General features: G+C 37.4%; 11 protein-coding genes and 1 pseudogene. 2 read left to right on the top strand and 10 right to left on the bottom strand.

Annotated features, from left to right (window positions below; all coding sequences use genetic code 11):
- Positions 1-2: 2 nt before the first annotated feature.
- The 7 genes from MMY79_RS02910 to MMY79_RS02880 form a co-directional block, all read right to left on the bottom strand.
- Positions 3-767 (bottom strand): glycosyltransferase family 2 protein, encoded by a 765-nt coding sequence (locus MMY79_RS02910; protein ID WP_252611864.1) that lies wholly within the window; start codon positions 765-767, stop codon positions 3-5.
- Positions 764-1519 carry a polysaccharide deacetylase family protein gene (locus tag MMY79_RS02905; RefSeq protein WP_252611862.1) on the bottom strand — a complete coding sequence of 252 codons (756 nt, stop codon included), beginning with the start codon at positions 1517-1519 and terminating at the stop codon, positions 764-766. The genes MMY79_RS02910 and MMY79_RS02905 overlap by 4 nt, the downstream gene beginning before the upstream one ends.
- On the bottom strand, positions 1516-2544 hold the full coding sequence (locus MMY79_RS02900) for a glycosyltransferase (RefSeq protein ID WP_252611861.1): 1029 nt from the start codon (positions 2542-2544) through the stop codon (positions 1516-1518). Before MMY79_RS02900 ends, MMY79_RS02905 begins: the two co-directional genes overlap by 4 nt.
- A gap of 22 nt (positions 2545-2566) precedes the next feature.
- On the bottom strand, positions 2567-3457 hold the full coding sequence (locus tag MMY79_RS02895; protein ID WP_252611858.1) for an ELM1/GtrOC1 family putative glycosyltransferase: 891 nt from the start codon (positions 3455-3457) through the stop codon (positions 2567-2569).
- 67 nt (positions 3458-3524) lie between these two features.
- Complete coding sequence (locus tag MMY79_RS02890; protein ID WP_252611856.1) at positions 3525-4451, bottom strand: branched-chain amino acid transaminase; 927 nt, start codon at positions 4449-4451, stop codon at positions 3525-3527.
- Positions 4452-4475: 24 nt separating this feature from the next.
- A complete protein-coding gene (gene glnE, locus MMY79_RS02885) occupies positions 4476-7226 on the bottom strand; it encodes a bifunctional [glutamate--ammonia ligase]-adenylyl-L-tyrosine phosphorylase/[glutamate--ammonia-ligase] adenylyltransferase (protein WP_252611854.1) in 2751 nt (916 codons plus the stop codon).
- Positions 7227-7293: 67 nt separating this feature from the next.
- Positions 7294-8565 (bottom strand): HAMP domain-containing sensor histidine kinase, encoded by a 1272-nt coding sequence (locus tag MMY79_RS02880; RefSeq protein WP_252611851.1) that lies wholly within the window; start codon positions 8563-8565, stop codon positions 7294-7296.
- Positions 8566-8837: 272 nt separating this feature from the next.
- Here MMY79_RS02880 and MMY79_RS02875 point away from each other — a divergent pair, with 272 nt between their 5' ends.
- Positions 8838-9053: a hypothetical protein gene (locus tag MMY79_RS02875; protein WP_252611849.1), complete on the top strand. Its 216-nt coding sequence runs from the start codon at positions 8838-8840 to the stop codon at positions 9051-9053.
- A gap of 16 nt (positions 9054-9069) precedes the next feature.
- Here the strand turns inward: MMY79_RS02875 and MMY79_RS02870 are convergent, their stop codons facing one another.
- The 3 genes and pseudogenes from MMY79_RS02870 to MMY79_RS02865 form a co-directional block, all read right to left on the bottom strand.
- A complete protein-coding gene (locus MMY79_RS02870) occupies positions 9070-10053 on the bottom strand; it encodes a hypothetical protein (RefSeq protein ID WP_252611847.1) in 984 nt (327 codons plus the stop codon).
- Between the two features lie 11 nt (positions 10054-10064).
- A pseudogene (locus MMY79_RS19440) lies at positions 10065-10163 on the bottom strand (XRE family transcriptional regulator); the annotation flags it as partial.
- Positions 10164-10570: 407 nt separating this feature from the next.
- A complete protein-coding gene (locus MMY79_RS02865) occupies positions 10571-11851 on the bottom strand; it encodes a hypothetical protein (RefSeq protein ID WP_252611845.1) in 1281 nt (426 codons plus the stop codon).
- Positions 11852-12031: 180 nt separating this feature from the next.
- Here MMY79_RS02865 and MMY79_RS02860 point away from each other — a divergent pair, with 180 nt between their 5' ends.
- A complete protein-coding gene (locus tag MMY79_RS02860) occupies positions 12032-12751 on the top strand; it encodes a helix-turn-helix transcriptional regulator (protein ID WP_252611843.1) in 720 nt (239 codons plus the stop codon).
- The last annotated feature ends 479 nt before the right edge of the window (positions 12752-13230 follow it).

Raw genomic sequence — 13230 nt, 5'->3', positions numbered from 1 at the left:
ACTTATTTTTTATCTTTATTCATAGTCTGTTCAAACAGTTTGGCTTCTTTTAGAAAAGCATAAAATGCGTTAATCATACTATTTACGAAACCACGCCAACCATTTAAGAAACTACGGCGAATAAAATAAGACTTCAGAAAAGTCACTGGCATCACCAAAACCAATTTTGCAACGCTTGGAGACTTTCCTTTTTGGAATTTCTCTAATGCTTTTAAATTGGAATATTGATTATTTTTTTCGACTTTAACGAAAATACTCGACTCGCCATAATGATAAATATCATATTGAGCACGTTGAGATTCACCCTCCACAATCACATTTTCATGGACTTTATTGGCAAGGTCATAATGTCCTTTAGACTTGCGAAAAAAACGTACCTTTGCATGTTTTTTAGTATGTTTGCTGTTGGGAACACCTAAGAACACATCATTAATCGGTGTAATTAAAGCATCAAGCTTGTTCTGCTGAATGGTCTCAACAATTTCTTGTTTTAACTCGTTAGATAAGACTTCATCACCATCTAAATTGAGTACCCAATCATTACGGCACTTTGCTAAAGCCAAACTTTTTTGTCCAGCATAACCTTGCCAATCTTGATGAGAGATTTGCGTGTTTTCAAAGCGCTGAGCAATTTCATAAGTATTATCAGTACTGCCAGAGTCTAAAATAATGACTTCATCAAACTCACTGACACTTTGTAATGTTCGCTCTAACCAAGCACCACAATTTAAAGTGACAATATAGACACTACATGGAATTTTATTCATAACTTATAACGTCCTTTAGCAAGGGCGATATGCATCTGTAAAGCATTCATGGCACCATGCGTGCTGACACGTGGAATATTAAATTGGTTAACAGCTTCATAGGCTTCGATTTTTTTACGAGTCGATACTGCGTTTTTAAAGCCAATCTCTTGAGCCATTTTTTGGTGCTTTTCGTTAAATCGACCAAATGGATAGGCAAAGCTCGGACACTTCCCAACTAGTGCTTCAACATCTTGTTTAGACTGAAACATTTCGTCAAAAGCAGTTTGATCATCAAGCTTAAGTAAGTTCACATGATGTTGTGTGTGTGCACCAAACTCAATGAAACCTGAATTCGCCATTTCATGAATTTGCTCATGAGTTAGCTTTTCGATTCCTTCAATTTGCGTTGCCAAATAAATGGTTGCTTTTGCATTATATTTTTTAAGTAATGGATAGGCATAAAGATAATTATCCATAAAGCCATCATCAAAACTTAAAGCAACGACATTCTTTTGATTACGGTATTGTTCAAGCTCAGAGACAAAGCAAAAAGTAGCCCCTTTACGCGTCAACAACGTTAAGAGTTGTTCAAACTTTTCAGGAGGCATGTTCATGCCAGAGGCTGCATCTTTAGGTGTCACCTGATGCAGCATGACAATACGTGGTAGTTTGTTCGAACGAAACGGAAGCCAGAAAGTATAATTACCCAGCACATATAACAGTGCAGCAAGTACTAATAGGCCTACCGCAACGTACAAAAACCACATCATGCATAAACCTCATGTGACCATTCATAATCTTCTGAAAGGGGCTGCTTAAATGTCACTTCAACCATAAATTGGGTGATGCGTTTAGCATTGAAAGACCTACGAGTTTTCGCCCAACCCTCTTTCGCTATTTTTTCAGCCTGATCTGGGTTTTGATCAAAGAATTGGATCTTCTTGGCCAAATCGAACTGATCATCAAAGTAAACCACTTCCTGTTCAGTGTAGAGCTTCTCAAAGCCCGGAATTCTTGGACTAAAGGTCAATAAACCATTACCGGTCAGTTGTACAATACGGTCAGAACTATACAAGGTCACATCGTTACGACGTGAATAATTGAGTCCCATTTTTGTCTCAGACAGAACCTTATAATAACCTTTACCGTAAACACCCGGCTGTTCAAAGCAACCATAATATTGATAGTTCACATGGCCTTGTTTCAATGCATCTGCCAAATCTTTTAAGAACTTCTCACGCTCAGGTTCTTTATAAACCACGCCACAGAAAATAAAAGTCTTGTCTGTGTTAGCGTTTGAAAATTGTTGTAGCATTTCTACATTACGGTGACCAACATTTGGCAAATAGGCGACGCTTAAATGAGGCTGCTTTAATTTTTGTAGATATTCTCCACCTGTTGTGCAGAAAATAGCGTCCAGATAAGGTGAAAATGCTTTTACGAAATCGAGTTTGCTTTCGAGATAAAGTGGGTCAACATACCAAAATGCAATTTTAGTGTTTGGATAAGATTCTTTAATCTGTCTGAGGACATCTGGACTCATTAAGTCACTATGCCCAATAAGTACCAGATCAGGTTCAATATTATTAACGACCTTTAGTACTTCTTTATTGGCCCAATTGGCACCCAGTTTTTTTGTTTTAAAAATGGTTCCCATTCGAGCCATGTCACGAAAACTAAAGTCATAAACGAAATGGCCATTTTCAATTAATCCGGCAGAAATTTTACGGTCTGTGCAGTAAAAATGGGCGCCTTGTTTATTAAAGCCAAAATTCGCAATATGCAATATTTTCATTTATTTACTCAAAATAAAAAATTTAATTTTTCGCTAAAAGATATGTTGCCACACGGTCTGCTTCTTTAAAAGCATAAGGTTGTGGTAACTGTACAACACAAGTCTGCTGTGAAATTAATTTTGATTCTAACATTTGATCAACTGAGTGGGTAATCCGGTCGTCTTTCAAACGGTCCATTGCCATCACCCCGACTCGACAACCTGCGGTAAGCGCCTCAAAAATCATAGATACGCTGTCTTCTGTTACCCAAACAGCTTCTGCTTTTTGCATTTCTTCAAAAATCCAACCCTGTGGTGTTTGCTCAACTGGGAATATTTGTAAATGCCCAGCAAAGCTTTGCTGTCTTAAAATATCGATAAATTCTGCTGGCGTGCGACGTGAAGTTGTCAAAATAATTTCAGCGTCTGGATTATTATCAACAATTTTTTGAACACTGCTTAATACTTTATTTGGGTTCCATTGATGTCGTTTAGATGAACCACCTAAAGCAATTAAAATTCGGTCTTTTTGATGGCGGTTTTCATTACGAATGGGATTTAATGCACCACGTGTGACAATCACATGGCTATCGGCATGAATACCGTCATGTTCTGGAATAACAGCATAATCAAAGCAAACCACAGGTAAGTTAGGCTTCATCAAAATAATAGTTTTGGCCTTTCTAAAAATTTTGCCGAGTAACCAAACACGAAAATGAGTGTGACTTCCCACTCCAAATATAAAATCGGGTGCTTTTTTTAATAACGTTTTTTTTGAAGAGAAAAACGCCTGAATTAAAGAAATAATTGGCAAATCAGAAATAAGGATCTCTTCAAAAGTTGTTTCTGGCTGTTGTCTTTGCATTGCCTGAAACAAGCCTAATGCTTGTGAACGGTGCCCTGCCTTACCATCAGAGACATAGACAATATGCATAAAAGCTCCCGAAGCCAAAAATAAAAAGGCGAAACTTATGTTCGCCTTTTTATGTTAACGGATTAACTTATTTTACGTAAGTTAACCAGTGTTCATATTTCGGATTTCTACCTTGAACTGCATCAAAGTAAGTCTTTTGAATTTCAGTAGTGATTGGGCCACGACCACCTGCACCGATTGGACGGTCATCATATTCACGAATTGGCGTTACTTCCGCAGCAGTACCAGTGAAGAATGCTTCATCTGCAATGTAGAATTCGTCACGTGTAATACGACGCTCAACCACTTGATAACCAAGATCTCTAGCAATCGTCATTACTGTTTGACGTGTAATACCATCAAGCGCACCACCAGCGATATCTGGAGTGTGTAAAACGCCATCTTTAATCAAGAATACGTTTTCACCAGAACCTTGGCACACATAACCTTGTGGGTCCATTAACATTGCTTCGTCGTAACCAGAATGTGCAACTTCTTGGTGAGCAAGAATTGATAATGTGTAGTTACCAGATGCTTTTGCTTTACACATCGTCACGTTTGGATGATGGTGAGTAAATGATGAAGTTTTAACACGAATACCATTCGCCATTGCTTCATCACCAAGGTATGCGCCCCACGCCCATGCTGCAACTGCGGCATGAATCGTGTTATTTGTTGCTGCAATACCAAGTTTTTCTGAACCGATCCAAATAAGCGGACGTAAATAGCAAGAAGCTAATTTATTTTCACGAACAACATCGATTTGTGCTTGTTCAAGCGCTGCTTGATCATACGGTACTTTCATTTGATAAATTTTTGCTGAATTTAACAAACGTTTTGTGTGGTCTTGAAGACGGAAAATGGCAGTACCTTTAGGTGTTTCATAAGCACGAACACCCTCAAATACGCCCATACTGTAGTGTAAAGTATGGGTTAAAACGTGAATCTTTGCATCACGCCAATCAATTAATTGTCCATCTTGCCAAATAAAACCATCACGATCAGCCAAATTCATGGAACACTCCAAATTGTTATAAAATCATTCACTATCCAACTCAACCGAAGCGGTTGGGTCTATTAATCTTTGCCACAAATTGCAAACGACCGCACGGGTACTACGCCAGTCCGCTGCGCTGACTTGCATGGATTGATTTGCAAGGGCTAAACGGTGGCTTTCGGCACGTTCACTAAGATAGGCTCGAATTAATGCTGTGGCATCTTCACTGGATAAGCAGTCTGCTTTAGCAGCATCTTCTAAAATTCTTACATTATCAGAATAATGGGCGAGATCGGGGTTCGTCCCGCTCCATGCAAGTACAGCATACTGTGCCATAAATTCGATATCTACGATACCACCTGCATCCTGTTTTAAATGAAAAATACCATGTTTTTTTTGTTCAGAAGATGAACCTAGGTGGTCTTTCATTTTCTGACGCATTTTCAACACTTCTTCACGAACATAAGCCTCATCTCTAGATTGAGTCAATATCTCGCGGCGAAATATTTCAAATTTCTGGCAAAGCCCCTCATCGCCAGCAATAGAGCGTGCTCGAACGAGTGCCTGATGCTCCCAAAGCCATGCACTTTTCAACTGATAGTGTTCATAAGCCTTGAGACTTGTCACCAATAAACCAGCCTCACCTGAAGGTCTTAAGCGCGTATCAATTTCATAGACACGACCATCAAGCGTTTGAGTGGTCATGAGTGACATAAACTTTTGAGCGACACGCATAGCAAACTCAAAGCCTGTAATAGACTTCGTTCCATCCGTATCTGATTGCTCATCGAGATAATGAATAAAAACAAGATCTAAATCGGAGCCATAACCCAGCTCAATGCCCCCCACTTTGCCATAACCAATAACAGCAAAGGCTTTGTAGTCGAGTGAGCAACGTTTTCCATCGACATCACATGGATAACCATGACGCTTTGCCACAGTCTGATAAGCCAAATTAAGCGTTGCATTTACACTAACTTCAGCAATATCGGTTAATGCATCGGATACTTTCATTAGTGGGCTTTCCGCTAACACATCACTTGCTGCAACAGTAAGTACATTGCTCTTTTTAAACAACCGAAGTACCCGCATTTGGTCTTCAACTTGATCAATCTCAATGCGAAGCAACTGCTGGCGTAAAGAATCCTCTAAGTCCTTGCGTTTTGGCAACTCAAAGCCCATCGATAGAAACTCATCAAGCAGCACTGGATATTGTGTTAACTCTTCACAAATCCAAGGGCTTACGGTCGCCATTTTAACTAAGCGTTGTAGTGCACCTTTACTTTCAATCAGCATCACCAAGTACACAGTTCGGCGCATGACTGATTCAATCAGCGGCATTAAGCGTAAAAGTGCGGTTTGAGGTTGTTCAGATTGTAAGATTACTTCAATTAAATGAGGCCAGAATGTTTTTAAACGTTGGACAGCATTTGAAGGTAATTTTTTGAGTGCGTGACCGTGCCAGAACTCATGAATCAGATTTTTCGCATTGTCATCCAACACTTCATCTAACTGCTGCTCTAATTGCCCAAAGTTTTCAGTTGCGGCATTTGAACTTGTATCTTCAATGAGCTGCTTAAATTGAACTTTAACTTTTTGACGTTTCTCGTTAAGAACATCAATAAATTCATTCCAGCTCGCAAAACCCAAGGTGTCGATAATACGCTGTCTTAGGTCTACTTCTTCTGGCAACAGTTGTGTTTGCTGGTCATTCAGCGCTTGAATCGCATGTTCAACACGGCGCAAAAATAGATAGGCATCTTCAAGTTCTAATACCGCTTGTCTTTCTAACAAGCCTGCTTCACCGATGTGCTCAAGGCTGACTAAACATTGGCGGTCTTGCAGCTCACGTTTAGAGCCGCCATAAATAAGCTGGAAGACTTGAACAATAAACTCAATTTCGCGAATACCGCCTGCCCCGAGTTTAATATCATCCTCAATATGGCGACGTAACACTTCACGCTCAATCATCGCTTTCATATCACGCATAGCGGCAAAAGCGGTGTAATCAACATAACGACGGAACACAAAAGGACGTGTCATTTCCAACAAGTCTTGCCCTTCTTTACCACCAGTTACAACGCGCGCTTTAATCCATGCATAGCGCTCCCATTCACGACCATGCTGACTTAAATATTTTTCTAAAGCTGCATGACTAATCGCTAGTGCCGAGCCATCTCCCCAAGGACGCAAGCGCATGTCAACTCGAAATACAAAACCATCTGCGGTAATGTGTTCAAGCAAATAAATGAGTTTTTGTCCCCACAAAATACAGAACTGCTGTACATCAATGCATTTACGACCATTGGTTTCCCCCTGTTCATCAAAAGCAAAAATCAAGTCAATATCACTCGATAGATTAAGCTCTTGTGCACCAAGTTTACCCATGGCAACGACAATCAAGTCTTGAACTTTGCCAGAGTAACTCATCGGTTCACCGTGTTTCGCCACAAGCGCAACACGTGCAAAATCCTTTGCCGCACAAATACTGGCATCGGCAAAATCAGAAAGTTCGCGCGTGAGTGTGACAACATCGGTAAGCTGATTGGCATCCTGCCAAATCCAACGGAACATTAAACGACTTCGTAAAATGCGTAATCCACGCATCCAAGATGTTTCGTCACCAATTCCATCTAATGTGGTTTGTACAAATTGATAAATCTGTTCGGTCGAGAGCGGTGCAGTAAATTGATCTAGTTGGTAATCTTGTTCTAAAACAGCTTGATGCAAGCCTAAAACTTGTTCTGCATACTGACTCGCACGCAATGTTTTTTGTAACTGCTCCGCATTCATATAAAAAGCTCTTTTCCTCGTACTCTGTTTTTAGTTATAGCAGTTCAAGTAGCAGTAGGAAAAGGGCTTAGACTAATTTTGCTTCCGCTGAAGAGTGATGCTCTGCATGAACCTCATGACATTCCTGAGCCGAAGGCAATAAAACTTTAAATGTCGTTCCTACACCTTCTTTTGAGCTGACATCAATTTGCCCCTGATTAATCTCAACAAAACGCTTACAAAGACTCAAACCTAAGCCCGCACCTTTTTCACCTGCGGTTCCCTTAAAGCTGGCTGTAATACGTGGATGGAACAAATTTGCCATTTGTTGCCCAGTCATGCCTAGACCAGTGTCTCGAACTATTATTTCTATATCTTTGTCAGCTTGTCTGGCTTCAATAAAGACTTTGCCCGATCCGTCAATATCTGTAAATTTCAGCGCGTTTGACACCAGATTTTGAATTACAGAGGTCATCATATTGATATCGGCATAGATATTTAAATCATCTGGAACATCATTAACCAGTTCAATATTTTTCTTTAAAGCTAACGTGTGCAGTACATCACAAACGATATTGCTGACTTGTCTAAGCTTAAAATTAATTGGGTGATAAACAAAACGCCCACCCTCTGCCATGGCCCATGTCAGTAGGCTTTCAAGTAAGTTATAAGTCGATTGCGAGGTGTCATATAAATAATCTGCGATGTTTTGAATACTCGACTCATCTAAAGTTTCACGCTCTTTGGCGAGTACCTCTGAAAACCCGAGTAACCCATGAAACGGTGCTCGTAAGTCATGCGAAATAATCGAGAAAAATTTAGTTTTACTTGAATTAATCGCAACTTGTTGTTCGTAGAGTTCGTTTAACTCTTCATAGTTAAACTTCAATTCGACTTGCTGCATAAAAGTAGAACAGTAATCGAGCAGTAATTGAATATCATCATCTTCAAATGTAGCTGCGTCATCATCGAAAAAGACCGCGAAGCCCATAGAGGTTTTATCAGGGTGCAAAAGATGCACGGCCAATGCCCTGCTGCACTCAATGTTTAGTTCTTTTAAATAATTGGTTAAGTTTTGATAGAAAGGATGTAAGTGATTAATGATCTGTTGTTTAGCAAAACACTGTTTTAAATGTTTCGAAGGCTTAAAAGAAATGGCAGTCATACCTTCGGGGCAACGATGCCAAAAGTAAGGTTCCTGATTAAAAGTCAATAAGGCTTTTTTACACTTCAAAAGACGAAGACTAAACCGGAAAAATTGCTCGATGTAGTTCTGCTCGGCATTTAATCCGAGTAACAGAGATATCCTACAAGCACTTAATTGCTCAACCTGATTTAGTTCTAAACGCTGGAATGTCATTGCCCGCCTCACAGATTTTGTCGTTTTTGGTCGGAACCGCTCTTAAAAAATGTACTTATAATCATTATGATCTACTACAAACTTTAACACAGTACATAAAAAGAGCAACGTTCTTTTCAAAATAGAAATGTGAAGTTTCAATTAAAGGTTTTCAGATACATAAAGTGAGTATGCTTTAGGAAAATACAACAAATGTTTGAAGGTAAAGAGTTGTAAGATGTTAGAAATGCGAGTTTACAAATAGCTTCTTGTTTAATGGACAGGACAGAGAAATGCACTCAACACTAGAAGTTAAAAGCCAAAAGAAAATGACAGCTAAAGAAATATTGGAAGAAACTGAATATCCACTTGAGAACCTTCAAAACTTACTTTTTGCTTTTTCAAAAATGAAAGTCGATGATGGTTTAAAAGAACAAGAATTTAGCGCCATCATCAACACGCTACACCACCAAGTGGTCAACATTAATCGCACGATTCATGCCAAATGAATTAAAAAAACCCGACTTAGGTCGGTTTTTGGTTATTTAGATATTGATCCCATTTACTTAGAGTATCGGGATGACTAAAACATGATTTTTCAAAAAAAGTAACTAAAAAAGGTATTAGTTCATCGGGGTAAAATTGGGAAAAAATACCAGTATTTTTTACTAACTCATGACAATCTTCAAAGTATGTAGCAGCCCATAATAAAGTTAACTGCTCATGATTAGACATCGTATTTGATGTAGTTTTCCTAAAAAAAACGTTCTCTTCTTCAGAGATTTCTGAGTTATTAATTAAATCATAAATACTTTGATATAAAAGAAAATAACTATTGATTTCATTTAATCCTTTATCAGCACCCGCAATATTATCTAAAGTTTTATTATATAAGGCACCTATTTCACTTCTCGACAATTTAAGGTCAAATATTCGGCGCTGGCCTAAAAAATAAAGTGCAATTTCTTTAAATATTTCCTCAGAATGCCAAACTCGCCCATCAATGAAAATCTGAATCGAATTATATTTTGCAAGTTTATAATTTATTAAAGAATTATAAGTATTTATAAAATTTGAATATATTGTTTCCTTAAGTTGAGCACGATGAGTTGATTGGGCTAGATCTAATTGTTGAGTTGTTGATTCTCTAGCCTGTTCAAGCTGTTCTTTTGTAGCTTCTTTTGCTTGTTCAAGCTGATTTTTTGCTGCCTTTCCTGCTTGCCTAAGCTGTTCCGCCATTGCGTCTCTTGCATGTATATTAGCTTGTCTCTGCAAATAGGCTGTATAAATAACAATTATTAACGTGAGAGATGTTAAAAGCGCAGTTAATGCTCCAAAAATGTCACCTATTGGACCTAATGAAGTAAATGCCTCTGGAGTAAAAGGAGGCTTAACTAATAGTTTAAATACCCACTCTTTAAAAATCAGAGGAAACTTTATCCATACAATAAGAACAAATATGAGTACTAAAACCCATAAGAGGATTTTCTTTAAATTATTTAAGGTCATTTTGAAGTATTTTATTTAAATTGATTTGCATAAGTCTCAGCAATAGAGACTAACCCAGAACGCATTTCTTCACGTGTTTGACGGTACAACTGAATCAGCTTTGCTTCATCATATATTATCAAAATTCCGTCAAAAATTTCTAAAACAAAAAACCCCTAAGCCGTTAGCTTAGGGGTTTTTGTAGAATCGTAAGATTCTGAATATGGTCCCGAGGGTCGGACTCGGTTTATGCTTACATCTCTTTGATAATAAAAAACAATTTTAATAAGAATTTTATATTGGATGTCTTTATGGATGTTTATTCTACTAACCATGATCAAGTGATTATTATTTATCCAAACAGTACATTACTCTAATCATGTACCTTCAGACAAAACAAAAAAGAGGGATTTACATTTGCCGTTTCAATCGAATAGCAGCTTCAAATACCTATCTAGTGAAACTGAAAAAGGATGAAGATAAATAAGAAAAAGCCCCGATGATTAGAAACCAACGGGGCTTTTAGATTTAAAGCGATTTAGGCTGCTTTTATTACCTCTGCTTTCTTTGTACTAGCAGCATGTTCAAGCATAGCATTTTCAAGCGACTCCACACGCTCAGGTTTAGTTGCCAGTATTTTAGTTACCAAGTTTTCAAGATCAGCAATTTTGTACCCAGTTGTATTCACCCCAAAGCAGAATTGGTTTGATTCAGATTTAAGCTGTGCATCATCTAAAGCCTTTTTAGTTAAGCTTGGAGATAATTTTTGTCCGTAATGATCAAGCCATTTATCAATCAATTTCTGGTTCAAACTACGTTGAAAACCGTACTCTTCGATCAATGCTTTGAATGATGGTAAAGCTAATTTAATTGCTACGCATACTTTGAAAATGTCTGGTAAAGAGCATTGAGCTGTATACTTCTGCATCATGCTATATACGTTTTTAAATACTTCATCTGAAATCATCTTGGCAATCACTAGAAATGGCTTCCATGCTTTAGCCGTTTCAGCTACTAAGTCAGCCGTTAGCTCATCAATTTCTTTACTGCTTAAATACTCCTTGATAATACTGTTTAAATCATCACGCCAGTTCTGACGTAGAACTTTATGCATCAGGATACCAATATCTGTTTTAGGGTTAATTTTCGTGAAATCTTCACGTTTCACATCCTCTTTTACAAACTCAATATCATCTTTCACATAGGCAACTAATGAAGGCTGCTTTGCATGTACGTACTGTAATTCACCAGTAGTAGCAATAAAGGTTGATCCATGTTTAATGTCAGCCTTATTAGAATGTGAACGAAATGGTGAATTTGTCATATTGCCATCGGTGACAATGCCATGTGTCGCGTATGGAGATTTAAGCTTCTCGACTTGAATTTGATAAGAGTCTTCTCGGTCTGAAATCACAGCATCAAAGTCTAAAGCACAGCGTATACCTACAAGTAGTTCAGCCATTGTCTTATCAGTTACTTTATAAGCTAGTGCATGGTGATAGCCTTTACAGTACGCATTCGCAAGCTGTGAAACTGCAAGCATATCTTGTAAAGCTGAATCCTCAATCAAGGGAATGAAACGTTTTTGTTGCTCAAAAAAACTAGTTAGTAATGAAGCTGTTTGTTCATTTTGATGAATGTAGCTAACTTTTTCTAATGCTGCTTCAGCTTCAGTTTGATTAATAGTTTGAATGTCTGTAGGTGCATCATCATCGGCTGCTAGGTTTTGTTGCTCATCTTGTAAACGTTTTAATTCAGCGATTTGTTCTTCATTGGCAACGTTGGCAGCAACTAAAGCTTGGAGTTGTTCGATCGTCATTTAATTTTTCCTCTTGGAATAGTTTTAAAAAGATATTCCTGATCAGGGATAAGGCGACTATACACACAGAAAAAACTGCTTGCAACAGAATTTCTGCTTTAATCATAAAAAATGTTTAAATTGCTTTTACTGTTAAAAACCAAAAAAGTGCTATAATAGTTGCATGACTAGGAGATACCGATGAACCAACAAGAAAAATTTGAATACGTAACATCTTTAGGAGCAATTTCAGGCTTTCTGCTATCAACTATACGTTCACAGGTTGGTTTACAGCAAAATGAGATTGCAAAGATCTTCGGTATAGCACAAGCAACGTATGGAAATATGGAACGTGGGGAAGCTGCTATAAATGTTGATTTTATTTTTATGCTGTGCTCTATAGCTAAAATTGAATTTACAGAATATTTCAGAATGATTGATCGAATAACAGCAGAACTTGATAATCTTGATTTTCAAATGAACAACATACCAGTCGGAATCAGTTTAATTCCATCTACAGATTTTCAAAAAATAACTACAGACAATGTTGCCTATAAAAATCTTGCTTACCTAAAAGATGAATCTCCAAATATTTTGAGAGGACAAGATTTTCATCTATTTTTAAGCAAAGAAACATTTATAGATATAAAAAGATTAACGTCAGTTGAATACGATAAAGCTGAAATTAAATTGATGCTTAATACGACAGTCGAAGATTTAGATTCTACAACCGATAATTTCATTAACCCAGATAGAAATGAAAGCCGAGTGTGGACAGTAGCTGTAGAAGTATCGACAGACTCAGTAGCACGTTACTTAGAAAGACATAACCCTTTATTAGCTGGTTATGGCACAGTAGGCTTCTCATTATTCAAAGCACATAAGGTTGCTAAAGAATTTAAGAAGACAAATAGATCATGATTTCTAATTAAATAGTGCCTGTTTAACTAAATTTATAAAAATGGTTGAGTAAATATCTTAGATTTTCATTCCCGAAATTAATAAGATTCGATATGATTAGCATCGAGTCTTATTAATTTCTGGAGCTTAGTAAGTATTACACGCAAGAGCTAATGCAGTTTTCTTGAGTAATTAATATTTGAAAACATACTAAAAAAAACCTAATAAAAATTACAATTATTATAAAACAAAATTCCTCTAAAACTATTTCTTTCCCTTTCTACCCTTAGTTAAATATTTTCACACTTATTATCTATTAACCACCATAATTTAAACATAAGGAAAAAGAATCTATATACCCTTTCTTTCTAAAGAAAAGAGAAATTTAAAGAAAGATATAGTTATTTTGAGTGACGCCTTAGCGGAACGAAATAATAATGATAAAAATAAAATAAGAAATAATAGAATAAGTGACCTCATCAGAGGGAACGTAGTTCTTT

The sequence above is a fragment of the Acinetobacter sp. XS-4 genome (assembly GCF_023920705.1).
Taxonomy (GTDB): domain Bacteria; phylum Pseudomonadota; class Gammaproteobacteria; order Pseudomonadales; family Moraxellaceae; genus Acinetobacter.
This window is presented reverse-complemented; position numbering and strand designations above follow the sequence as displayed.